General features: G+C 61.4%; 22 protein-coding genes and 1 riboswitch. Of the genes, 8 read left to right on the top strand and 14 right to left on the bottom strand.

Annotated features, from left to right (window positions below):
- Nucleotides 1–37: 37 nt before the first annotated feature.
- Both HX815_RS07205 and HX815_RS07200 read right to left on the bottom strand, forming a co-directional pair.
- Nucleotides 38–757 carry a 16S rRNA (uracil(1498)-N(3))-methyltransferase gene (locus HX815_RS07205; RefSeq protein WP_003216838.1) on the bottom strand — a complete coding sequence of 240 codons (720 nt, stop codon included), beginning with the start codon at nt 755–757 and terminating at the stop codon, nt 38–40.
- Nucleotides 758–843: 86 nt separating this feature from the next.
- On the bottom strand, nt 844–2,250 hold the full coding sequence (locus HX815_RS07200) for an adenosylmethionine--8-amino-7-oxononanoate transaminase (RefSeq protein WP_177020233.1): 1,407 nt from the start codon (nt 2,248–2,250) through the stop codon (nt 844–846).
- A 280-nt stretch (nt 2,251–2,530) separates the two neighbouring features.
- Here HX815_RS07200 and HX815_RS07195 point away from each other — a divergent pair, with 280 nt between their 5' ends.
- On the top strand, nt 2,531–3,082 hold the full coding sequence (locus tag HX815_RS07195) for a cytochrome b (RefSeq protein ID WP_003216842.1): 552 nt from the start codon (nt 2,531–2,533) through the stop codon (nt 3,080–3,082).
- 32 nt (nt 3,083–3,114) lie between these two features.
- Nucleotides 3,115–3,711 carry a YceI family protein gene (locus tag HX815_RS07190; RefSeq protein WP_003216844.1) on the top strand — a complete coding sequence of 199 codons (597 nt, stop codon included), beginning with the start codon at nt 3,115–3,117 and terminating at the stop codon, nt 3,709–3,711.
- A 69-nt stretch (nt 3,712–3,780) separates the two neighbouring features.
- On the opposite strand, the gene HX815_RS07185 is transcribed toward HX815_RS07190, so the two are convergent.
- The 5 genes from HX815_RS07185 to ahcY form a co-directional block, all read right to left on the bottom strand.
- Entirely contained in the window at nt 3,781–5,664 is a 1,884-nt protein-coding gene (locus HX815_RS07185) for a DEAD/DEAH box helicase (protein WP_177028008.1), read from the bottom strand.
- 222 nt (nt 5,665–5,886) lie between these two features.
- Nucleotides 5,887–6,690, bottom strand: coding sequence for an ABC transporter substrate-binding protein (locus HX815_RS07180; protein WP_023659310.1), 804 nt, complete (start codon nt 6,688–6,690; stop codon nt 5,887–5,889).
- Between the two features lie 70 nt (nt 6,691–6,760).
- On the bottom strand, nt 6,761–7,843 hold the full coding sequence (locus HX815_RS07175) for a hypothetical protein (RefSeq protein ID WP_003216848.1): 1,083 nt from the start codon (nt 7,841–7,843) through the stop codon (nt 6,761–6,763).
- Nucleotides 7,844–7,918: 75 nt separating this feature from the next.
- Entirely contained in the window at nt 7,919–8,764 is an 846-nt protein-coding gene (gene metF, locus HX815_RS07170; RefSeq protein WP_008434100.1) for a methylenetetrahydrofolate reductase [NAD(P)H], read from the bottom strand.
- A gap of 174 nt (nt 8,765–8,938) precedes the next feature.
- Nucleotides 8,939–10,348, bottom strand: coding sequence for an adenosylhomocysteinase (gene ahcY / locus HX815_RS07165; RefSeq protein ID WP_177028007.1), 1,410 nt, complete (start codon nt 10,346–10,348; stop codon nt 8,939–8,941).
- Between the two features lie 21 nt (nt 10,349–10,369).
- Nucleotides 10,370–10,475: riboswitch (S-adenosyl-L-homocysteine riboswitch) on the bottom strand.
- Between the two features lie 198 nt (nt 10,476–10,673).
- On the opposite strand from ahcY, the gene HX815_RS07160 reads away from it, so the two are divergent.
- Together HX815_RS07160 and HX815_RS07155 are read left to right on the top strand one after the other, a co-directional pair.
- On the top strand, nt 10,674–11,078 hold the full coding sequence (locus HX815_RS07160; RefSeq protein WP_003216852.1) for an acyl-CoA thioesterase: 405 nt from the start codon (nt 10,674–10,676) through the stop codon (nt 11,076–11,078).
- Nucleotides 11,079–11,155: 77 nt separating this feature from the next.
- Nucleotides 11,156–12,043, top strand: a complete 888-nt coding sequence (locus HX815_RS07155; protein WP_008434095.1) for a formate/nitrite transporter family protein — start codon at nt 11,156–11,158, stop codon at nt 12,041–12,043.
- On the opposite strand, the gene HX815_RS07150 is transcribed toward HX815_RS07155, so the two are convergent.
- Together HX815_RS07150 and HX815_RS07145 are read right to left on the bottom strand one after the other, a co-directional pair.
- Nucleotides 12,037–13,302, bottom strand: coding sequence for a sodium:proton antiporter (locus HX815_RS07150; RefSeq protein ID WP_008434094.1), 1,266 nt, complete (start codon nt 13,300–13,302; stop codon nt 12,037–12,039). The genes HX815_RS07155 and HX815_RS07150 overlap by 7 nt on opposite strands.
- 157 nt (nt 13,303–13,459) lie before the next feature.
- Nucleotides 13,460–13,606, bottom strand: a complete 147-nt coding sequence (locus HX815_RS07145; RefSeq protein WP_177027964.1) for a hypothetical protein — start codon at nt 13,604–13,606, stop codon at nt 13,460–13,462.
- A 149-nt stretch (nt 13,607–13,755) separates the two neighbouring features.
- On the opposite strand from HX815_RS07145, the gene HX815_RS07140 reads away from it, so the two are divergent.
- Complete coding sequence (locus tag HX815_RS07140) at nt 13,756–14,589, top strand: EamA family transporter (protein WP_063026578.1); 834 nt, start codon at nt 13,756–13,758, stop codon at nt 14,587–14,589.
- 31 nt (nt 14,590–14,620) lie between these two features.
- Nucleotides 14,621–15,007 (top strand): MAPEG family protein, encoded by a 387-nt coding sequence (locus HX815_RS07135; protein WP_087693228.1) that lies wholly within the window; start codon nt 14,621–14,623, stop codon nt 15,005–15,007.
- Nucleotides 15,008–15,147: 140 nt separating this feature from the next.
- Here the strand turns inward: HX815_RS07135 and HX815_RS07130 are convergent, their stop codons facing one another.
- Complete coding sequence (locus tag HX815_RS07130; protein ID WP_177028006.1) at nt 15,148–16,317, bottom strand: murein transglycosylase A; 1,170 nt, start codon at nt 16,315–16,317, stop codon at nt 15,148–15,150.
- A 128-nt stretch (nt 16,318–16,445) separates the two neighbouring features.
- Between HX815_RS07130 and HX815_RS07125 the strand changes: the two genes are divergently transcribed.
- The gene (locus HX815_RS07125) at nt 16,446–16,895 is read left to right on the top strand and encodes a cytochrome c (RefSeq protein ID WP_008434083.1); all 450 of its coding nucleotides are present in this window, start codon (nt 16,446–16,448) and stop codon (nt 16,893–16,895) included.
- A 7-nt stretch (nt 16,896–16,902) separates the two neighbouring features.
- On the opposite strand, the gene HX815_RS07120 is transcribed toward HX815_RS07125, so the two are convergent.
- The 4 genes from HX815_RS07120 to HX815_RS07105 all read right to left on the bottom strand — a co-directional run bounded on the left by HX815_RS07120 (nt 16,903) and on the right by HX815_RS07105 (nt 21,414).
- Nucleotides 16,903–17,298, bottom strand: a complete 396-nt coding sequence (locus HX815_RS07120) for a DUF1090 domain-containing protein (protein WP_177020228.1) — start codon at nt 17,296–17,298, stop codon at nt 16,903–16,905.
- A gap of 81 nt (nt 17,299–17,379) precedes the next feature.
- Nucleotides 17,380–19,053: an NAD-dependent DNA ligase LigB gene (ligB, locus tag HX815_RS07115; RefSeq protein ID WP_177028128.1), complete on the bottom strand. Its 1,674-nt coding sequence runs from the start codon at nt 19,051–19,053 to the stop codon at nt 17,380–17,382.
- Nucleotides 19,054–19,208: 155 nt separating this feature from the next.
- Nucleotides 19,209–20,399 carry a methionine adenosyltransferase gene (gene metK, locus HX815_RS07110; RefSeq protein WP_177028005.1) on the bottom strand — a complete coding sequence of 397 codons (1,191 nt, stop codon included), beginning with the start codon at nt 20,397–20,399 and terminating at the stop codon, nt 19,209–19,211.
- 19 nt (nt 20,400–20,418) lie between these two features.
- Complete coding sequence (locus tag HX815_RS07105) at nt 20,419–21,414, bottom strand: metalloregulator ArsR/SmtB family transcription factor (protein WP_003216864.1); 996 nt, start codon at nt 21,412–21,414, stop codon at nt 20,419–20,421.
- A 249-nt stretch (nt 21,415–21,663) separates the two neighbouring features.
- Between HX815_RS07105 and tkt the strand changes: the two genes are divergently transcribed.
- A complete protein-coding gene (tkt, locus tag HX815_RS07100; RefSeq protein WP_087693225.1) occupies nt 21,664–23,661 on the top strand; it encodes a transketolase in 1,998 nt (665 codons plus the stop codon).
- Nucleotides 23,662–23,861 lie beyond the last annotated feature (200 nt).

Raw genomic sequence — 23,861 nt, 5'->3', positions numbered from 1 at the left:
GCCCGCTCCCACATTTGATGGGGTTTGCAAAACGGGTTTAGAAGTCGCCCCAGAGTTGTTGAGCCACCGCCAGCGCCACGACTGGCGCAGTTTCGGTACGCAGCACCCGTGGGCCCAACCGTGCGGCATGAAACCCCGCACCTTGTGCCGTTTCGACTTCGCCATCAGTCAATCCACCCTCCGGCCCGATCAGGAAGGCCAGGCTCCCAGGCTTGGCGTGGCTCACCAGGGGCTCGGCCACCGGGTGCAGCACCAGCTTCAAATCCGCTTCGGCCTGTTTCAACCAATCCGCCAGCAACAGCGGTGGGTGAATCACCGGCACTCGCGAGCGACCGCACTGCTCGCACGCGCTGATCGCCACCTGGCGCCAGTGCTGCAGGCGTTTGTCGGCGCGTTCGTCCTTGAGGCGCACTTCGCAGCGGTCGCTGAAGATCGGGGTGATTTCATTCACCCCAAGCTCGGTGGCTTTCTGGATCGCCCAGTCCATCCGCTCGCCACGGGACAGGCCCTGGCCGAGGTGAATCTGCAACCGCGACTCGACCTGCCCGGCGAAGGTTTCGGTGACTTGCACCACCACGCGTTTTTTGCCGACTTCCAGCAAGCTGGCGCGAAACTCCTGTCCGGAACCGTCGAACAACTGCACGGGGTCGCCTTCGCTCATGCGCAATACGCGGCTGATGTAGTGCGCCTGGGCTTCCGGCAACTCGTGGTCGCCAAGGCTCAGGGGGGCGTCGACAAAAAAGCGGGACAGTCTCATTTCTGTTCTCTGGAAATAGTGTGCAGGGCGGACGCGGAGCGTCCATGGCTGCATTCCCACGCGGAGCGTGGGAACGATCAACTCAATCAGCCCGGATCACGAAACCCCGGGTGGAAATCCTTGGGCACCGCCACGCTGACCTTGCTGTTGGTGGCGATATCAATCCCTTCGCTGGCCACTTCAGCCAGGAAGTCGATCTGCTCCGGGGTGATCACATACGGCGGCAGGAAGTACACCACGCTGCCCAACGGACGCAGCAGAGCGCCTCGCTCCAGCGCATGCTCGAACACCTTCAGGCCACGGCGTTCCTGCCACGGGTAGGCGGTCTTGGTGGCCTTGTCCTGCACCATCTCGATGGCCAGCACCATGCCGGTCTGGCGCACTTCCGAGACGTGCGGGTGGGCCACCAGGTGCGCGGTGGCGGTGGCCATGCGCTGGGCCAGGGCCTTGTTGTTTTCGATGACGTTGTCTTCTTCGAAGATATCCAGGGTCGCCAAGGCCGCCGCACAGGCCAGCGGGTTGCCGGTGTAGCTGTGGGAGTGCAGGAAGGCGCGCAGGGTCGGGTAGTCGTCGTAGAAGGCGTCGTACACATCGTCGGTTGTGACTACGGCGGCGAGCGGCAGGTAGCCGCCGGTCAGGGCCTTGGACAGGCACAGGAAGTCCGGGCGGATGCCGGCCTGTTCACAGGCGAACATCGTACCGGTGCGGCCAAAGCCCACGGCGATTTCGTCGTGGATCAGGTGCACGCCATAACGGTCGCAGGCTTCGCGCAGCAGCTTGAGGTACACCGGGTGGTACATGCGCATGCCGCCGGCGCCCTGGATCAGCGGCTCGACGATCACGGCGGCCACGGTGTCGTGGTTTTCGGCCAGGGTCTGCTCCATGGCCAGGAACATGTTCCGGGAATGTTCTTCCCAGCTCATGCCGTCGGGGCGCAGGTAGCAGTCGGGGCTCGGCACCTTGATGGTGTCCAGCAGCAGGGCTTTATAGGTCTCGGTGAACAGCGGCACATCGCCTACCGACATCGCGGCGATGGTTTCGCCGTGGTAGCTGTTGGTCAGGGTGACAAAGCGCTTCTTGTTCGGCAGGCCGCGGTTGAGCCAATAGTGAAAGCTCATCTTCAGCGCGACTTCGATGCACGACGAGCCGTTGTCGGCGTAGAAGCAGCGGGTCAGGCCTTCGGGGGTCATCTTCACCAGGCGCTCGGACAGCTCGATTACCGGCTGGTGACTGAAACCGGCGAGGATCACGTGTTCCAGCTGGTCGACCTGGTCCTTGATGCGCTGGTTGATGCGCGGGTTGGCGTGGCCAAACACGTTGACCCACCAGGAACTGACGGCGTCGAGGTAGCGTTTGCCTTCGAAGTCTTCCAGCCAGATGCCTTCACCGCGCTTGATCGGGATCAGCGGCAGTTGCTGGTGGTCTTTCATCTGGGTGCAGGGATGCCACAGCACCGCAAGGTCGCGTTGCATCCACTGGTTATTCAAACCCATGTTCATTCTCCTCGAAGCGGCTCGCGACGTGCGCGGGCGAAACAATCGCGCAAGCCTATGCAATGCAGGCCTGTGTCACAACCCATTGCGAGTCTGAAGCGTAAATTGGTGGTAAACGCAGGACAGTCCGTCACGTTTCTTCTGGATAGTCCTTAATCTCTTGTTAACTTACTCTGCATACGCTCTTGATCGTATTTCTCGATATTTCAAAGCGAAATTTTCCGCTTTAATTCGATAGGTAAATCGATAGTCTTGCCACAGCTCTTACGGGATTTGGGACATGCAACTACGTAATTCACCGGCCCGCTATGGCTGGGTCAGCATCGTTTTGCACTGGGGCGTGGCCCTGGTGGTGTTCGGTCTGTTCGCATTGGGCCTGTGGATGGTCGGTCTCGACTACTACAGTGCCTGGCGCAAAGACGCCCCGGACCTGCACAAGAGCATCGGCATTACGCTGTTCGCCATCATGCTCGTGCGGATCGTCTGGCGCCTGGTCAGCCCGCCGCCGCCACCGCTTGCCAGCTATAGCCGCATGACGCGTCTGGGGGCTGCGTTTGGCCACGCGTTCCTGTATCTCGGGCTGTTTGCCGTGATGATTGCCGGTTACCTGATTTCCACCGCAGACGGTGTCGGGATCCCGGTGTTTGGCCTGTTTGAGATTCCTGCGCTGGTTTCCGGGCTACCGGACCAGGCAGACACTGCAGGCGTGGTGCATTTGTACCTGGCCTGGGTATTGGTGGTGTTCGCCGGCCTGCATGGCGTGGCCGCGCTGAAACACCATTTCATTGATCGTGATGTGACCCTGGTTCGTATGCTGGGGCGCAAAGCCTGATGTTCAACCTCGACTCACAAGGAATAGAAAGCATGTTGAAAAAGACTCTCGCCGCTCTGGCCATCGGTTCTGCCCTGCTGACTGCCGGTCAGGCGATGGCAGCTGACTACGTTGTCGACAAGGAAGGCCAGCACGCCTTCGTTGACTTCAAGATCAGCCACTTGGGCTACAGCTTCATCACCGGTACCTTCAAGGACCTGGACGGCAAGTTCAGCTTCGATGCTGCCAAGCCTGAAGACAGCAAGATTGAGTTCAACGTCCGCACCGCCAGCGTGTTCACCAACCACGCCGAACGTGACAAGCACATCGCCAGCAAAGACTTCCTGGACGTTGGCAAGTTTGCCGATGCCAAGTTCGTCTCCACCAGCGTCAAGACCACTGGCAAGAATGCTGCTGGCCAAGTCACTGCTGACGTGACCGGCGACCTGACCTTTCACGGCGTGACCAAGCCGATCGTCGTCAAGGCGACCTTCCTGGGTGAAGGCAAGGATCCATGGGGCGGCTACCGTGCCGGCTTTGAAGGTACTACCTCCTTCAATCGCCAGGACTTCGGCAAGCAGATGGACCTGGGTCCAGCGTCCAACAACGTTGAGCTGTACGTGACGTTTGAAGGTGTGAAAGCGAAGTAATTTTCGCCGGCCACACAAAAATGCCCCGGATCTCGCGATCCGGGGCATTTTTTATGGCGCTTTGAAAACTCAGCGGTTGCGGGTCAGCAACGCCGGTTTTTCACCACGTGGACGGCCCGGCAGTTGATCCAACTGCTCAGGTGTCAGCGTGCGATCGCTTTTCGACTCTTTGTGGATGATCTTCGGTGCCGGGCCGCCGCGCGGGTTTTGCACCGCTGGCTCCGACAGGCGAGGTTGATCATCACGCGCCGGGCGACGGTTGCGCGACTCTTCGCGACGGGCCTGGCCGTCACGCGGAGCACCGTTGCGCGGGCCGTTGCGCTTGGCAGGCGGGGTGCCCGTGGTGGCGCCATTGCTGCTGCGCGGACCGTTCTGGCGACCTTGTGGCTGGCCGCCGGTACGCGGAGTACCGGCGCCTGCGCCCTGGGCCGGAGCGCCCGGACGACGACCACGGCCCTGGGCCGGCTTGGCCTGGGGCACGTAGTCAACGCGGTTACCGAAGTTGTCCACATCGTCGTCCAGGAACTCGTCCGGAGCACGGTCGGCAGCAGCACGTGGCGGCTGGCTCGGCTGGCGCTGTTCGCGGGCCGGGGTGCCTTCACGGGGCTTTTGCTCACGGGCCGGGCGTTCGCCACGGCCATTGGTCGCAGCCTTGTCCTTGCCGCCCTTGTCCTTGCCCTTGTCTTTACGACCGCCACCACCGCCGCCGCCGTTCGGGCCATCGCCCTTCGGACCGCGTGGGTTGTTGCGCGGGTTGCGCACGTCCGGACGCTCGCGTACTTCAGGCTTCTCGGCCTCAACGGCGCTGGAGTCGAAGCCCATCAGGTCGCCGTCGGCGATTTTCTGCTTGGTCATGCGCTCGATGCTTTTCAGCAGCTTTTCTTCGTCCGGTGCGACCAGGGAAATGGCCTCGCCCGAACGACCGGCCCGGCCAGTACGGCCGATACGGTGCACGTAGTCTTCGTCGACGTTTGGCAGCTCGAAATTGACCACGTGGGGCAGTTGGTCGATGTCCAGGCCGCGAGCGGCGATGTCGGTGGCGACCAGGATGCGCACTTCACCGGCCTTGAAGTCGGCCAGGGCTTTGGTGCGGGCATTCTGGCTCTTGTTGCCGTGGATCGCGACGGCGGTGAGGCCGTGCTTGTCCAGGTACTCGGCCAGGCGGTTGGCGCCGTGCTTGGTGCGGGTGAACACCAGCACCTGTTCCCACGCGCCGGCGGTGATCAGGTGGGCCAGCAGCGAACGCTTGTGGGCGGCCGGCAGGCGGAATACGCGCTGCTCGATACGCTCGACCGTGGTGTTCGGCGGCGTGACTTCAATGCGCTCGGGGTTGTGCAACAACTTGCCCGCCAACGCGGTGATGTCGTTGGAGAACGTGGCCGAGAACAGCAGGTTCTGGCGTTTGGCCGGCAGGCGCGCGAGGACCTTTTTCACGTCATGGACAAAGCCCATGTCGAGCATGCGGTCGGCTTCGTCCAGCACGAGGATTTCCACGTGGGACAAATCGACGCTGCCTTGGCCGCACAGGTCGAGCAAGCGACCCGGGCATGCAACCAGTACGTCGACACCGCGGGACATGGCCTGAACCTGTGGGTTCATGCCGACGCCGCCGAAGATGCAGGCGCTGACGAACTTCAAGTCGCGGGCATACAGCTTGAAGCTGTCATGCACTTGGGCGGCGAGTTCGCGGGTAGGGGTCAGGACCAGTACGCGCGGTTGGCGCGGGCCATGACGCTGGGATTTGTCCGGGTGACCGTTGGGGAACAACCGCTCCAGGATCGGAAGGGCGAAGCCGCCGGTTTTACCAGTACCTGTCTGAGCCGCAACCATCAGGTCGCGGCCTTGCAACACGGCGGGAATGGCCCGCTGTTGCACCGGAGTAGGCTCGGTATAGCCCGCTGCCTCGATGGCGCGGACTAAAGCCTCGGAGAGACCGAGGGAAGCAAAGGACATGAGTAATCCTGTTTTAGTTAGGGCTTGGCCCAGAGGGATAGTCTTGCCTGGCGTGAATGGCGTTTAGATGAACGCAATCCCGTCCGGTCCTGCTGGGGCTGGCGGGCACTCAGACGGCTCGCGCGGGCTTGAAAGCTGCGCTGTAGCGGGGTCGGGTGCCTTTTGCAAGACCGAAGCGTCCGGGCGTAAGCCTGGCGGAAAGGCCGGAGTATAACAGAGCAATCACTCTGCGCTGCTTTCCTGCTGCTCAACGGTGCGTACGGGCAGGGCTGATGCGCTGGTTTGCGGGCTGCTGCCTGCATATTTGGCACTCAAGGCCGCGTAGGCAGGCTCTTGCTTGAAGCGTTTGAGTTCGGCGGCGAAGCGTTGCACCAGCAAATCCATGCCGGCACCGCGGCGCACGGCCAGGAACTGTGGCTGGCTGCTGACTACCTGGGGTGCCTGGGTGACCTGGTCCTCAAGTCCAAGGGCCTTGAGTACATGCTGGCCAACCCGACGGTCCGTGATCACCAGGTCGATCCGGCCAAGGGCCAGTTTGCCGAAGTTGGCCTCATGGCTGGCGGCCGGCTCCTGCTTGAAGAGGGTGGACTCGCTGAATTCGGCGCCATAGAGGTAGCCAGGCGAGGTGCCGATGGTCAGGCCGCGCAGGTCGTCGAAGGTCTGGAACGGGTGTGGGCGCTGATTGGCGTAGAACAGCACGAACTCCACCTCGGACAGCGGCTCGCTGGGGTACAGCAGCACCGCGTCGCGTTCATGGCTGTGGAAAATATCCAGTGCGCCGTCGGCCTGGCCCTGGTCGAGCATCGCCAGGCAGCGCTTCCAGGGCAGGAATTGCCAATCCACATCGATGCCCAGGCGCTGGAACACGATCACCGTGGTCTCGTAGTCGAGCCCGCGCATGGTGCCGTTGTCGTCGTAGACGTAAGGCGCCCAGGGCTCGGTGACAATGCGCAGTTTCTCGCCATGGGCACCGAGGCTCAGGCAAGCGAAAAGAACAGCAGTCAATAACCGGAAAGTGACAGGCATACCCTGAGATTACGACTGTATCGGGCTAAAGAGAAGCTCTGGCACAGTGATCTGCGGGCGCCCGCCAGGTTTACTTGCCCGGAGATTTGATCAGGTGTTCGTAGATCGCCTCGCGCCGCTCGCCGAGAATCAGCCGCACCACGGGATTGCCAAACCAGTGCTCCAGCAGATGGGCATCCACCGGTCGGCCCTGGCGCTCTTCCTGGTTTTGTCGGGCCTTGTCCCACCAAACCGGGCCACACGCCTGGTCGAACTCGTTTTCATGTTCATAGCAGCCGTAGAGGATTTCCCGGATGAACTGCTGTTGGTGCTTGGGCAGTGCCAGGGTGATCAGCTTGTACATCAAGCGTTGCAGACGAGGCGGGCGGGGCAGGTGGGCGGAAACCTGGCGCGTGTCATCCAGGGCCGTGGCGCTGGTGGGGTTTGCCCCATGCTTGGCGATCCACGCCTTGACCTTGGCCCGGAACAGCTGCTTGCGGCTCCAGTAGTGGTGGATCAGGTCCGGGCATTCGCGCACGTTGAGGGTGCGATAGGCGGCAATGGACAGGCAGAACTCTTCCAGGGTGTAGGCGCCCTGGGCGTGGGGAAACAGTTCGTCCATCAACTCGATCGAGCGGTCGAGGATGTGCGCGTCCTGCTGCGTCAGGCCCATGACCCCGGAATTGAGGGTCATCATGTCATCGTCGGCCACGCCCATGTCCAGCAGGCGCTGGTACAGGGCGCTGTACAGAATGCTTTCGTGGTTGTCGCCGTATTTGGTGTAGAAGGCGTTGCACAGCAGGGTGCCCGGCTGCACGCGTTCAAACAGCGCCAGGGGCGAATGGTGGAAAAACGTGTCGGTGTCGATCAGCAGCGCCACTTCGGATTCTTGCAACACTTGCCGCAGCACTACGTGCTTGGTGCGAAAGTGGTAGCCGTGAGGCTCGCTCCAGCGTTTGCGCGTGGCTTCGTCCAGCGGGCGTACCCGTACCGGCAGCAGGCGGTAGGGCTCGGGGTTGTCGGTGAAGACCTGGATGTCGATGCCTGTGTCCGGCTCGTCCCGCAGGAACGACAGGGCGCTGGCGATGCTGAATACCGCTTCCTGATGGTAAGTCTCTGCGCCGAACACCAGGTAGACCAGTTGCGGGCGGGACGTCGGGGCGGATGTATTCATGGACTGCAGAATTCCGTGGGCGTTTAGAACGGCAAAGGCCCTCATTATGAGGGCCTTTGCATTTCGGAACAGACCTTAGCGTGGCAGCTTCAGGTTGTTCCAGACAGCGAGGCTTGGCTCAGCCTGGTTCAGGGTATAGAAGTGCAACCCTGGCGCGCCACCTTGCAACAATTGTTCACACATTTCGCTGATGACCTGTTCGCCGAACGCCTGGATGCTCTTGACGTCGTCGCCGTAGGCTTCCAGTTGTTTACGAATCCAGCGTGGGATTTCCGCGCCGCAGGCGTCAGAGAAGCGCGCCAGTTTGCTGTAGTTGGTGATCGGCATGATGCCCGGCACGATCGGGATGTTCACGCCCATCGCTTGTACACGCTCAACGAAGTAGAAGTAGCTCTCTGCGTTGAAGAAGTACTGGGTGATCGCGCTGTTGGCGCCGGCGTTGGCCTTGCGCACGAAATTCTGCAGATCGTCTTCGAAATTGCGCGCCTGGGGGTGCATCTCCGGATAAGCGGCCACTTCGATGTGGAAGTGATCGCCGGTTTCTTCGCGAATGAAGCTCACCAGGTCATTGGCGTAGCGCAGCTCGCCGCTGGCCATGCCCATGCCGGACGGCAGGTCACCGCGCAGGGCGACGATGCGCTTGATGCCGGCTTGCTTGTATTGGGTCAGCAGGCTGCGCAGGTCGGCCTTGCTGTCGCCCACGCAGGACAAATGCGGAGCTGCAGGTACTTTGACTTGGCTTTCCAGCTGCAGCACGGTGTTGATCGTGCGATCGCGGGTGGAGCCACCGGCACCGTAGGTGCAGGAGAAGAAATCGGGGTGGTAGCTGGCCAACTGCTTGGCAGTTGCCATCAGTTTTTCATGCCCAGCATCGGTCTTGGTCGGGAAGAACTCGAAGCTGTAGCGACGGTCTTGGGACATGGTCATACCTATGGAAACTCATAAAGCCAGAAGGTGCACACCGTCAATGTGGGAGCGGGCTTGCTCGCGAAGGCGGTATGTCAGTAGTAGATAAGTCGACTGACACACCGCCTTCGCGAGCAAGCCCGCTCCCACAAAAGCCTGCCCCCACATGGGGAGCAGGCAGCAGGCAAATCAGTAGCGGTAAGCGTGCGGCTTGAACGGGCCTTCGACCGTCACGCCGATGTAGTCGGCCTGGGTCTTGGTCAGTTGAGTCACTACGCCGCCGAAGCCGCGGACCATTTCCAGGGCCACTTCTTCGTCGAGTTTCTTCGGCAGTACTTCCACGGTCAGGCGCTCGGCTTTCTGGGCGGGCGACAGGTCGGCGTATTTCTGGCCGAACAGGAAGATCTGCGCCAGTACCTGGTTGGCGAACGAGCCATCCATGATGCGGCTTGGGTGGCCAGTGGCGTTGCCCAGGTTCACCAGACGGCCTTCGGCCAGCAGGATCAGGTAGTCATCGTTCTGCGGGTCGAAATCGCCAGCACCGGTACGGTGAACCTTGTGTACCTGTGGCTTCACTTCTTCCCATGCCCAGTTCTTGCGCATGAAAGCGGTGTCGATTTCGTTGTCGAAGTGACCGATGTTGCACACCACGGCGCGCTTTTTCAGGGCCTTGAGCATGTTCGAGTCGCACACGTTCACGTTGCCGGTGGTGGTCACGATCAGGTCGATCTTGCCCAGCAGGGCCTTGTCGATGCTGGCTTCGGTGCCGTCGTTCTGGCCGTTGATGAACGGCGAAACCACTTCGAAACCGTCCATGCAGGCTTGCATGGCGCAGATCGGGTCGACTTCGGAGACTTTAACGATCATGCCTTCCTGACGCAGGGACTGGGACGAACCCTTGCCCACGTCACCGTAGCCGATCACCAGCGCTTGCTTGCCGGACAACAGGTGGTCGGTGCCGCGCTTGATCGCATCGTTCAGGCTGTGACGGCAGCCGTACTTGTTGTCGTTCTTGCTCTTGGTCACCGAGTCGTTGACGTTGATGGCCGGGATTTTCAGCTCGCCCTTGGCCAGCATGTCCAGCAGGCGGTGTACGCCGGTGGTGGTTTCTTCGGTCACGCCGTGGACGCGGTCGAGGATCTGCGGGTATTTCTTGTGCAGCAGCTCGGTCAGGTCGCCGCCGTCGTCGAGGATCATGTTGGCATCCCATGGCTCGCCATCCTTGAGGATGGTTTGCTCCAGGCACCACTCGTACTCTTCTTCGGTCTCGCCTTTCCAGGCGAACACGGCGATACCGGCAGCAGCGATAGCGGCAGCGGCCTGGTCTTGAGTCGAGAAAATGTTGCAGGACGACCAGCGTACTTCGGCACCCAGGGCAACCAGGGTTTCGATCAGCACGGCAGTCTGAATGGTCATGTGGATGCAGCCGAGAATCTTCGCGCCCTTGAGCGGCTGCTCAGCGGCGTACTTGCGACGCAGGCCCATCAGGGCTGGCATTTCGGATTCGGCGATAAAGGTTTCGCGACGGCCCCAGGCAGCGAGGGACATGTCGGCGACTTTGTAGTCGGTAAAACCTGCAGGCGTGATTACAGCGCTCATGAAGAGCCTCCATTCGTAGTGTGCGAATGGGCGCCGTTGTGCGTTTAGTATCCAGCTGGCTAACCAGGCCGGACAACGCCCCATCCGAGCCTGACAGGTCGAGCCTGCTGCAGCGCCCCTCGGACAGGTGGCGGGAGAACGGTATCAATCGAAGATGACCGTTTTGAAGCGGAGGCGATTATAGCCGCCTGCGCCTGACTTCTAAAGCCTTTCTGTCGGCGGCATGAAGATCGCTCATGGGGTTGATAGGCAATGGCTCATAGAGCTTGGGCCCGGCCTCTGCCATGATGTTGCCCATCATTTCGCAACACGCTTTGGAGTGAACATGAACTTCCACACCCGCAAATGGGTAAAACCCGAAGACCTCAACCCCAACGGCACCCTGTTCGGTGGCAGCCTGCTGCGCTGGATCGACGAAGAAGCGGCCATCTACGCGATTGTCCAGTTGGGCAACCAGCGGGTGGTGACCAAGTACATCTCCGAAATCAACTTCGTCAGCGCCTCGCGCCAGGGCGACATCATCGAACTGGGCATCACCGCCACCGAGTTCGGTCGCACCTCCATCACCCTGACCTGTGAAGTGCGCAACAAGATCACGCGCAAGAGCATTCTGACGGTGGAAAAAATGGTCTTCGTGAACCTGGGCGAAGACGGGTTGCCGGCGCCCCACGGCCGTACCGAGATCAAGTACGTGAAGGATCAGTTCCAGTCGGAAGGCCTCGGCGAGTAATCCTGCGCAGGGCCAGTGAACGCTCTTGATCAACCATAGGTCGTACCTGAACATCGCCCCCCCGTTCAGGTATCACCATGGCCACGCAAGAAGACGGCAAGACCCCCAATCTGTCGCAGGAAGAGCAGCACGACGTCGACAAGAACCAGCCGCCTCGCGCGGCGGTTCTGCATGAAATCATCCGCACTCAAGGCGATCAGGAACTGGAGCGCAACGTCGCCGCGTTGTGGTGGTCGGCGCTGGCCGCCGGCCTGACCATGGGCCTGTCACTGATGGGCATGGGCTTGCTCAACTCGCGCCTGCCGGATGGCGAAGAGTTCAAGGTGATCGCCAGTTTTGGTTACTGCGCCGGCTTTCTTGCCGTGATCCTCGCCCGTCAGCAGTTATTCACCGAAAACACCCTGACCGCGGTGTTGCCGGTGATGAGCAAACCCACGCTGAAGAATTTCGCACGCCTGCTGCGTTTATGGGCCGTGGTGCTGGTGGGCAACCTGTGCGGCACCTTGCTGGTGGCGTACGTGATGCTGCACTTGCCGATCTTTGACACCAAGACCGACCTGGCCTTCCTGGAAATCGGGCGCAAGGTCATGGAAAACGACGCCTACCAGATGTTCGCCAAGGGCATCGTGTCGGGCTGGATGATCGCCACCATGGTGTGGATGATCCCATCCATGGAAAGCGCCAAAATCTGGATCATCATCCTGATCACCTACCTGATGGCACTGGGAGACTTCACCCACATCGTGGTGGGCTCGGCGGAAGTGTCGTACCTGGTATTCGCCGGCGAGCTGCCGTGGAAAGACTTCTGGCTGGTGTTCGCCGGGCCGACGCTGGCGGGCAATATCATCGGCGGCAGCTTTATCTTTGCGCTGATCAGCCATGCGCAGATTCGCAGCGAAAGCAGCCTGCCGGGCAAAGCCGCTGCGGACCCTAGGCATCCGCAGCAGATCAACAAGGGTCAGTGAGTCTCCGGCGCCGCAGCAGGCGCCGGCTCATCCTTGGTCACATGCTTGACCAGCTTGCCGATGCTCAAGCCCTGCAACAGGATCGAAGACAGCACCACGATGTAGGTGATGCTCAGCAGCAAGTCACGCTCCGGGCCCAGTGGCAGGGCCAGGGCCAGTGCCACGGAAACCCCGCCGCGCAAGCCGCCCCATGTGAGGATGCGGATGGTGCCGCGGGGCACCGTGCGCCAGCGGCGCAGCAGCAGGATCGCCGGGGCCACCGTCAGCAGGCGTGACAACAGGATTGCCACCGCCAGCAAACTGGCGGCCAACACGTGCAGCCAGTTGAACGGCAACAGCAGCAGTTCCATGCCGATCAGCGCAAACAGCAGGGCGTTGAGCATGTCATCGAGCAGTTCCCAGAAACCGTCCAGGTAGCGCCGGGTCATGTCGTTCATCGCCAGCTTGCGGCCGAGGTTGCCGATGATCAGGCCCGCCACCACCATCGCAATGGGTGCCGAGACGTGCAGTTCAGTGGCCATCGCCGAGCCGCCGATCACCAGGGCCAGGGTCAGCATCACTTCGATCTGATACTGCTCGATGCTCTTGATCATCAGGTACACGATGTAGCCGATCAGCCCGCCAAACACCACGCCGCCAATCGCCTCATGGGCAAACAGCATGGCCGTGGCGCCGACCGTAGGCGTCTCGCCCAGTTGCGCGATGCCCAGCAACACGGTGAACACCACCACCGCCGTGCCGTCGTTGAACAGCGATTCGCCGACGATGGTGGTTTTCAGCGGTTTCGATGCATTGGCGGTCCGCAGCACACCGAGCACGGCAATCGGGTCGGTGGGGGAAATCAGCGCGCCGAACAGCAGGCAGTACAGGAAACTCACGTGCCAGCCGAACAGGGCAAAGATGTAGAAGGCCAGGCTGCCGATCACCACCGTGGCAATCAATACGCCGAAGGTGGCAAGCAGGCCGATGGGCCAGCGGTAGCTGCGCAGGTCGCTCAGGTTGACGTGCAAGGCGCCGGCGAACAGCAGGAACGAGAGCATCCAGTTCATCAGCAGGTCGCCGAAGTCGATCTGGCCGATCAACTGCTGGATGCGCTCTTCAAGGCCGGGGTAGCCGATAAAGCTCAAGCCTTGCAGCAGCAGGGAAAACATCAGTGCCGTGACCATCACACCGATGGTGGGCGGCAGGCCGATGAAGCGGTAGTTCACATACGTGAGCAGGGTGGTCAGGCAAATAAACGCAGCGACAAGTTCAAGCATCCGGGGTCCTTGGATGGAGGAGTGAGTAGAGATCATATATGGGAGCTGTCGAGCCCCAGCGACGCTGCGATGGCATCACCTGGGTGAGGCTGCAAGACCGCAGCGCCTGTATCGCAGCCTCGCTAAAGCTCGACAGCTCCCACACAGAACACATTTATCAGTTGGCTACGTTGACCGCAGCAAGGCGACGACGTTGCAGGTCGATGAACAAAAGTGCCGCCGCCACCATCCCGCGGATCCAGGCACCGAGCGGCAGGCGAGGATCTCCTTCGGTAATCGTGACGCTCTGATCAGGCATACGCATGCCGACGCCCGGATCGGCGAAGATCGGGCAGCGGCAAAAATTTATTGGTCCAAGTCTTTGCGCAACTGAGTGCGGCGTGGTCGGCTTTAGTATAAACAGGTGCTGAAATATGGCGAATCAATTCCGCTTTTTATGACTGGGGAGTCACCGTGATTGCAACAGCTCTGGTACTGGTAGCGGCGTTGTTGCATGCGACGTGGAACACCTTGATCAAATTCAGCGGCGAGCGCCTGTTGGTCATCGCGTGCATGGACACGGTGGCGTTGCTGTTTGTGGTGCTGGCGGTGGGGTTTGTATCGTTTCCGCCACTGGAAATCTGGCCGTGGATCATCGCCTCGGCGTTGTTTGAATTGCTCTACCGCTACCTGCTGATCCAGGCCTATCGCGTGGGTGACCTGGGCCTGGTGTACCCACTGATGCGCGGCTTGTCGCCTTTGGTGGTGCTGGCGCTGACGCTGGTGTTTGCCGGTGAGGTGCTCAGTACCCAGCAGATTCTCGGCATTCTGCTGATCCCGTTCGGCATGCTGTGCCTGTTGTGGCAGGGCGGCGGTGGCGACCGGTTGCCCTGGTCGATGCTGCCGGTGGTGGCGTTGATCGGCCTGTGCATCGGTTGCTACACCTTCCTCGATGGCCAGGCATTGCGCCGTTGGTCACACCCGCTGGACTACCTGGTGTGGCTGACGCTGATAAGCGCATGGCCGTTTCCGTTGCTGGCGATGGTGCGCAAACGGGCGGCGTTCGGGCTGTTCTGGCGCACGCAGTGGCGGCTGGGGCTGAGTGTCGGGTTGTGCGTGTTGTTGAGCTACGCTCTGGTGCTTTGGGCCATGCAGTTGGGCTCGATTGCCGAAGCCGCCGCGCTGCGCGAAGTCAGCGTGATCCTGGTGGTGCTGTTCGGCATGCGTTACCTGAAAGAACCTTTCGGCCGCCCACGGCTCATAGCCTGTGGGTTGGTGCTGATCGGCATGTTCGTGATGAAACTCTAACCGTCGGATAAAACTAAAAAAGGAATGGGTTATGACAGTCGCTTTCTGGTGTGTGTTGATCGCAATTTTTCTGCCGTACCTGTGCACGGGCGTGGCCAAGTTCAGCGGCGGCAAGTTCGGGCCCCGGCAGAACCATGACCCGCGGGCGTTCCTCGACACCCTCGAGGGGTTTGCCAAGCGCGCCCACAGTGCGCAACTCAACAGCTTTGAAGTGACCCCGGCGTTTGCGGCGGCGGTGATCATTGCCCATTTGGCCGGCGCAGCATCGCTGGTGACGATCAACGTATTGGCGGTGCTGTTTATTACCAGCCGGTTGCTCTACATCATCTGCTACCTGGCGGACTGGGCGATGCTGCGGTCGGTGGTGTGGGCGGTGGGGATGGCGTTGATTGCGAGCTTCTTCTTCGTCTCGATCTGAAGCCTGACACTGTTCAAATGTGGGAGCGGGCTTGCTCGCGAATGCGGTGTGTCAGTCACCGGATGTATCGACTGATCCACCGCATTCGCGAGCAAGCCCGCTCCCACACAAGCCCGCTCCCACATAGACCTTGGTGTTCTTCAGGTGCCTGTCGGCACATCCGGCACTTTTGGCAACGCTGCGCCTTTGGGCCACAGCATCCAGATCTGGCCCTGCTGCTTCATGTTGCCCGCCAACTCGCCGGCGGCATCACCGGTTCCCCAGAACAGGTCGGCCCGCACTTCGCCGGTAATTGCACCGCCGGTGTCCTGCGCGGCCACCGGGCGGGCAATCGGTGTGCCGTCCGGTCGGGTAGTCGACAGCCATAACAGGCTGCCCAGTGGAATCACCTTGCGATCCACCGCAACGCTATACCCCGCAGTCAGCGGCACGTTCAGCGAGCCACGCGGGCCTTCGTTGCTGTCGGGGCGGGCACTGAAGAACACGTAGCTGGGGTTGCTTGCCAGCAATTCAGGAATACGCTGCGGATGCGCCTTGGCCCAGGCCGCGATGGCGCCCATGGTCACGTCTTCTTTTTTCAGCTCGCCCTGCTCCACCAGCCAGCGGCCGATGGGGCGGTACGGGTAACCGTTCTGGTCACCGTAACCCACCCGCAATTGGCGGCCGTCGGCCAGTTGGATACGACCTGAACCCTGGATCTGCAGGAATTGCAGGTCCATCGGGTTGGTCAGCCAGGCGATGGGCTTGGCGGTGGAGCCTTGGTGGTTGATGGTGCTGGCGTCGTCATAGGGTTTGAGTACCCGGCCTTCCAGGCGACCGCGCAGGCGCTTGCCCTTGAGCTCCGGGTAGATGCTTTCCAGGTTGACGATGATCAGGTCATCCGGCACGCCGAACACCGGTACATGGGCGGTGGCGGTTTCGGTGAGGCTGCCGGGGTAAACCGGTTCGTAGTAGCCGGTGATCAGGCCATTGGGGCTGTTGTCGGCCGAGCGCAGGCCGTAGACGTCGAGGTTGGCCTTGAGGAAGTCACGAATCGCCACTGCGGTCGACGGCACGGTGGCCGATGCCGCGCACGTCGCGCCCCATACCGGGTCAGCCTTGAGGCGTTGACAGGCACTGCGCCAGGATTCGAAGCCGGCTTGCAGGTCGCTGTCCGACACGGCCGGCAGGTTTTCCCAGGTGGCGCCGACGTAGGTAGCAATGGCGTGGGGCTTGGCTTTTTCGTCCTTGCCGGTGTCGCAACCGGCCAGCAGCGCGATCATTGGCAGGGCCCACACGAGGCGGCGCCAAGGCTTAAAACGGGTATTCATACACAAAATTCCTGAAGCGATTGCTCGTATCGGCTGGCGTTCGAGCAACCCTTATTATTAATAGGGGTATTGGTCTTTGCGGGCGGGGCGAGGATACTGGCCGCCGTTTCCCGTGACCTTGAGCCATCATGACTTTTAAAAGACTGACCGTTGTATTGCTGGCCTGCCTGACACTGTCCGCCTGCGGCGGGGTTGATCCGAATTCGCCCCTTGGCCAGCGCAAGGCCATTTTCAAGCAGATGCTCAAGACCGGCGAAGACCTGGGCGGCATGTTGCGTGGGCGCATTCCATTCGACGGCGGCAAATTTGCCGAAGGCGCGGTCAAGCTTGATGCGTTGTCCCACGAACCGTGGAAACATTTCCCGAGCGTGCGTGAAGAAGACCACACCAGCGCCAAGGACGACGTGTGGCAGCAGCAGGCACGCTTCCAGGAAATGGCTCGAAACCTTGAAACGGCCACCGGTGAATTGGTGATCGCCAGCCAGGTCCAGCCCTACAAGGCCAGCAACCTCGGGCCGGCGGTGCAGAAAGTCGAAGATGCCTGCACCGCGTGCCATAAACAGTTCCGCGATCACTGAGGCCGTCTTACTTGTCCAGTTCGTCCAGGGCTTCCTGCAAGTCCTTGCGTGACTGGGCCAGCTTGTCCTTGCGCTTGTTGATCTTCTCGGAATCACCCTTCTTCATGGCCTTGTCGAGGTCAGCCTGACGGCGGCTGACTTCGTGCTTGGCGTCGAGCACCTTGTTTTCCCGCTCCTTTTTCAAGGAGGCATCGGTGCAGTTGGCGGTGACTTCACTCAAGGCTTTTTCCAGGCCGGCTTGTTGCTCACTGTTGCCGTGGGCCTTGGCTTGTTCGATCTGGGTGCTGATGGACTCGCGCTTGGCGGCGCAGCCTGTGAGTGGCGCAGCTTCCTCGGCTGCCAGCAATGGCGCGGACATAAGGGTAGCGACGGTCAACAGGGCAAAAGGTGCAAGAAATTTCATAAAGGCTCCAAGGCAAACAAGGTCGCAATCAGGTGGGCAGGATGAATTCTGCCGGCACCGGTTAATGCCGTCGGGCAGAGGTCAAAAACCATCTATCCCGGCAGCCCGTAATGTTTCACTCAAGGCCAGTACCTGCGGGTCGCGAAAAAAAGCGCTCAGTTGCGCCGCGCGACCCGGGCCTATGCCGTCTTCGGCCAGCCAGGCTTGAGTGTCTCTGGCGGCCAGGGTTTGCCAGCCACCTTGTAGATTGTTGCGGGCCGTGGGCGGTACTCCCAGGGCCATCAGCCATTGCGCGAACGGTCGCTGCCGGGCGCTGCGCAAGCTGTCGAGTAAACGCGCACTGCTGCGTTCGCCGAAGCCATCAATGTTAGCAAGCTCTGCCTCATCCAGGGTTAACCAATCGAGCAGGCCGTCGATCAGGCCGGCCTGGATCAAGGTGTTCCAGGTTTCGCGGCCGATGTGTGGCAGGGCCAGGCCCTGGGCGCCGCTCAGCCAGGTCAGGCGCGCGAGCAGCTGTTCTTCGCAACCCGGGGCCAGTTGCCAGCAACTCAAGGGGTGGAAGTCCCTGGCCTGCGGGACCTGCAACTCGGCCCGTGGCTGGCTGCGCAGGATGACGCGGTCAAGGCGTGGGATGACGTGCCCGGCGAGGCTGATGGAGACCTGGTCGCCAGTACGGATATCCAGTTCCCGCCAGCGTTTCAGGGAACCGACACTGACCCGGCTGATCTTCCGGTCATCGAGCAGTACCGGTTCCAACTCCAGGATGGAGGTGATGCGCCCGGTGCGGCCAATCTTGAAGTGCACCTTGCGCACATGGGCCAATGCCTTGGCCACCGGGTACTTCCAGGCAACCGCCCAGTAGGGCGCGCTGACCCGCCAGCGCTCGGCCGGGGCCCGCTGGCCTTGATGCAATACCACGCCGTCGCTGGCGAAGGGCAGCGGGTGGCTGTACCAATAGCTGCGCCAGTGCGCCGCTTCGGTCATGTCCTTGATCGGGTGGCTGTAGCGCCCGCTGTCGGTGAAGCCCCATTGCGCCAGTTGGCTCAGCCGCTCGGAAAAGTCATCAGGGCCCTGGGGCCAGGCCCAGACAAACAGACCGATATTGGCGGCCTCGGCGTCGCTCAACTGCCGGCGATTCATCAGCCCGGCCACTTTGCCGCGGGCGCCGAGGCCACCTTTGGCAGCTTGCACATGGTCATTCAGTCGCCAATAGAGTTCGGCCTGCAACAGCAGGTCAACGGGCTCGGGCAGTTGCTGCACGATCCCCGGAATCCGGCGGGCGGAGGCTGACCAATCCTGGCCCAGCCGGCCATCGCCGCGACTGATGACCCGGCTCAACCGGCCCTTGCGGTAAACCAGCGTGACGGCGACGCCATCGACCTTGGGCTGGATCCACACGTCCTGGCGAGTCCCCAGCCAGGTTTGCACGGCGTTATCGTCCAGCAGTTTTTCCAGGCCGGTGTGGGGCGTCGGGTGGGCGGTCGTGCCTCGCGCGCTGCCCAGCGGGTCGTCCGTGACTGGGGCGGAGGGAGTGAAACACCTGCGCCATTGGGCAAGGCGCTGGCTGGCCTGGTCATACAGCTCATCGCTGATCAATGACTGGCCGAGCCGGTGGTAGCTGTCATCCCACAAGCGGATTTGTTGCGCCAGGGTGCTGATCTGGGCCCGGGCGTGATCGGCCTCCCAGTCGGGGCACTCCTGCGACCACGCAGTGAGTGGCGAGAAGCTGAGTAAAAGGAAAAACAGCCAGCGCATAAGTGACTTCATCATGAGCATCCTTGCTCTGAAAAGGGCGCCCAGCCTAAGCCATCCCTGCGGGCATAAAAAAGCCCCGCAACCGCGAGGCTTTTTACCCGATGTTTCTGCTCGCTTGAACAGAACGCCGGGGCTTTGTGTACACCGTAGGACGATTACAGGCCGGCGGCAGTACGCAAGTCGTTGGCACGGTCGGTCTTTTCCCAGGTGAACGTAGTGAACGTGTCGTTGCCGACAGTCTTCTGCTCAGGGGTACGACCGAAGTGGCCGTAGGCCGCAGTTTCCTGGTACATCGGGTGCAGCAGGTCGAGCATGGTGGTGATTGCGTAAGGACGCAGGTCGAAGATCTCACGCACCAGCTTGACGATCTTGTCGTCGCTGATCTTGCCGGTACCGAAGGTGTTCAGCGAGATCGACGTAGGCTGGGCCACACCGATTGCGTAGGACACCTGAATCTCGCAACGCTCGGCCAGGCCGGCGGCCACGATGTTCTTGGCCACGTAACGACCGGCGTAGGCCGCCGAACGGTCAACCTTGGATGGATCCTTGCCGGAGAACGCGCCACCGCCGTGACGGGCCATGCCGCCGTAGCTGTCGACGATGATCTTGCGACCGGTCAAGCCGCAGTCGCCCACCGGGCCACCGATGATGAACTGGCCGGTCGGGTTGATGTGGAACTGGGTGTCCTTGGTCAGCAGTTCGACAGGCAGCACGTGCTTGACGATCAGCTCCATGACGCCTTCGCGCAGGTCGGCGTAGGAAACGTCCGGGTTGTGCTGGGTCGACAGTACCACCGCGTCGATGGCGACGACTTTGCCGCCTTCATAACGGCAGGTCACCTGGGACTTGGCGTCCGGGCGCAGCCATGGCAGTGCACCGGATTTACGGGCTTCGGCCTGGCGCTTCACCAACTGGTGGGAGAAGGTGATCGGTGCCGGCATCAGCACGTCGGTTTCGTTGCTGGCATAGCCGAACATCAGGCCCTGGTCGCCGGCGCCCTGATCTTCAGGTTTGGCACGGTCGACACCCTGGTTGATGTCAGGGGACTGCTTGCCGATGATGTTCATCACGCCGCAGGTCGCACCGTCGAAGCCGACGTCGGAGCTGTTGTAGCCGATGTCGATGATCACGTCACGCACGATCTGCTCCAGGTCTACCCAGGCAGAGGTGGTGACTTCGCCGGCGATGATCGCCACGCCCGTTTTCACCAGAGTCTCGCACGCCACTCGGGCGAACTTGTCTTCAGCGATGATGGCGTCCAGCACCGCGTCAGAGATCTGGTCGGCGATTTTGTCCGGATGCCCTTCAGACACGGACTCGGAGGTGAAAAGGGAGTATTCGCTCATCTCGATGTTTTCCTGATATTTACCGATGGTGAGTGTCGCCAGCCGGCCGCTGAAAATGGCGGACCTGAATCTGGAAACCATTACGTAAACCTACATAGAGGCTTTCCCCGGGAACGAGTCCCGCAGCGGTGGCCCAACGGGCCAGATCGTCCTGTTCAAAACCCAGCCAGAGATCACCGCAGGCTTCCCTGGCCCAACTCTGGTTGTGGCTGCATAAATCCGTGACCAACAGGCTGCCGCCTGGTTGCAGCAAATTCGCCATCTGCCTGAGGGCGTCTGCCGGGGCGGCGAAATGGTGCAGGACCATGTTCAGCACCACGCAATCGGCCCGCAGGCTGGTGTCATTCAGGGCGTCCGCCAACTGCAGGTGGACATTGCCCAGCGCTTCGCGCTCACACAATTGGCGGGCCAGCTCCAGCATCGCCGGGCTGTTGTCCAGCGCCGTGACCTGATGAAAGCGCCGCGCCAGCTCCGGCAGGAAGCCGCCGTCACCCGGGCCCACTTCAACCGCCGTAGCCTCATCACTGAAGCTCAGCTTGTCTAAAAGTGCCAGCACGCTTTCGCGGTATTGCGCCAAGCCGGCGATCAGATCCTGCTGGGCGCGAAACTTCTCGGCTACCCGTGAGAAAAAGTCCTGGCTGGCGGCAGCACGTTGCCCGTGCACCTGGCTGATGCGCGACTGCACGTCAGCCGGCAGCGCCAGGCTGTCTATTTCTTCGAGCAGAGCGGCGTGCAGCTTGCCGCCCAGTTGCTCGGTGTGGGGCAGGGCGCGACGGTAAAAAATCGCATTGCCCTCGCGGCGGGTCGCCACCAGGTCGGCCTGGGCCAGTACCTTCAAGTGGTGGCTCATGCCGGATTGGCCGATGGCGAAGATCTGCGCCAGCTCCAGCACCCCGAACGAATCGTTGGTCAGCGCGCGCAACACATTCAGGCGCAACGGATCGCCACCGGCCTTGCACAGGGCCGCCAGCTCGTCGCTGTCGTCGGGTCGAATGGAAGGTGCGCTCAGGTTCATAAGGCCAGCAGTCTAGTGACGGTGGGAAAACCCCGCAAGGGCAATATCAAAAAGTTTTGATATTGGTCGATAATCGGTGGTTATAAGCAGCCGCTATAACCCATGGACGAAGCGGTAAACGGTTTCTCCAGGCAATCCGCAGGAAAAACACCCCCAAGTGACTATCTGTCATTGCCCCGAGGGCCGTGGCTGAGGGAAAATGCCGATCCTTTTTTCCGTTTCTTTTATTCAACCTCCAGGAGATCAGCGATGCCCAGCCGTCGTGAGCGTGCCAACGCCATTCGTGCCCTCAGCATGGATGCCGTGCAAAAAGCCAACAGCGGCCATCCCGGTGCCCCGATGGGCATGGCGGATATCGCCGAGGTACTTTGGCGTGACTACCTGAAACACAACCCGAGCAACCCGTCGTTCGCCGACCGTGACCGGTTCATCCTGTCCAACGGCCACGGCTCGATGCTGATCTACTCGTTGCTGCACCTGACCGGCTACGACGTCACCATCGACGACCTGAAAAACTTCCGCCAGATCCACAGCCGCACCCCGGGCCACCCGGAATACGGCTACACCCCTGGCGTTGAGACCACCACCGGTCCACTGGGCCAGGGCCTGGCCAACGCCGTGGGTTTTGCCCTGGCTGAAAAAGTGCTGGCTGCGCAGTTCAACCGCCCGAACCACAACATTGTCGACCACCACACCTACGTGTTCCTCGGTGATGGCTGCATGATGGAAGGCATTTCCCACGAAGTCGCCTCCCTGGCCGGTACCCTGGGCCTGGGCAAGCTGATCGCCTTCTACGATGACAACGGCATCTCCATCGACGGCGAAGTCGAAGGCTGGTTCACCGACGACACACCGAAGCGTTTCGAAGCCTACAACTGGCAGGTGATCCGCAATGTCGACGGTCATGACCCGGAAGAAATCAAGATTGCGATCGAGACGGCCCGCAAAAGCGAGCAGCCGACCCTGATCTGCTGCAAGACCACCATCGGCTTCGGTTCGCCGAACAAGCAAGGTAAAGAAGACTGCCACGGCGCCCCACTGGGTGACGCGGAAATCGCCCTGACCCGCGCTGCGCTGAAGTGGAACCACGGCCCGTTCGAAATCCCGGCTGACATCTACGCCGAGTGGAACGCCAAGGAAGCTGGCCTGGCGGTCGAAGCCGAGTGGGACCAGCGTTTCGCGGCCTACTCCGCCGAATTCCCTGAGTTGGCCAACGAACTGGTTCGCCGCCTGGCCGGTGACCTGCCTGCCGACTTCGCTGAAAAGGCCTCGGCCTACATCGCCGAAGTGGCGGCCAAGGGCGAAACCATCGCCAGCCGTAAAGCCAGCCAGAACACCCTGAACGCGTTCGGCCCGCTGCTGCCTGAGTTCCTCGGCGGTTCGGCTGACCTGGCCGGTTCCAACCTGACCCTGTGGAAAGGTTGCAAAGGTGTCTCGGCGGAAGACGCCAGCGGCAACTACATGTACTACGGCGTGCGCGAGTTCGGCATGAGCGCCATCATGAACGGCGTTGCCCTGCACGGCGGCCTGGTGCCTTACGGCGCGACCTTCCTGATGTTCATGGAATACGCGCGCAACGCCGTACGCATGGCGTCGTTGATGAAAAAGCGTGTGATCTTCGTCTACACCCACGACTCCATCGGCCTGGGCGAAGACGGCCCGACGCACCAGCCGGTCGAGCAATTGACCAGCTTGCGCACCACGCCGAACCTGGACACCTGGCGCCCATCGGACGCGGTCGAATCGGCTGTGGCCTGGAAGCACGCAATCGAGCGCAAGGACGGCCCTTCGGCGCTGATCTTCTCCCGTCAGAACCTGCAGCACCAAACCCGCGACGCGGCGCAGATCGAAGGCATCAGCCGTGGTGGCTACGTGCTGAAAGACTGCATCGGCGAGCCGGAGCTGATCCTGATCTCCACCGGTTCCGAAGTGGGCCTGGCGGTTCAGGCGTACGACAAGCTGACTGCCGCCGGTCGCAACGTGCGTGTGGTTTCCATGCCGTGCACCAGCGTCTTCGAAGCCCAGGACGCCGACTACAAGCAATCGGTGTTGCCGTTGCAGGTCAGCGCACGTATCGCCATCGAAGCGGCTCACGCCGACTACTGGTACAAGTACGTGGGCCTGGAAGGCCGCGTGATCGGCATGACCACCTACGGTGAGTCGGCGCCGGCGCCAGCGTTGTTCGAAGAGTTCGGTTTCACCCTGGAAAACATCCTGGGTCAGGCTGAAGAGCTGCTGGAAGACTAAAGCGCGTCCCCTTGTAGGAGCGAGCTTGTTGTGGCGAGGGAGCTTGCTCCCGCTGGGCTGCGAAGCGGCCCCAAGCCGTGCGATCGAGATGTGTCAGATACACCTCGTCAGCCGGTCTGGGAGTGCTTCGCACTCCAGCGGGAGCAAGCTCCCTCGCCACACAAGCGAGTTCCTGCAAAGGTTTGTGTCGCCCACAATGC

The sequence above is a fragment of the Pseudomonas sp. E6002 genome, from assembly GCF_013385565.1.
Lineage (GTDB): Bacteria > Pseudomonadota > Gammaproteobacteria > Pseudomonadales > Pseudomonadaceae > Aquipseudomonas.
This window is presented reverse-complemented; position numbering and strand designations above follow the sequence as displayed.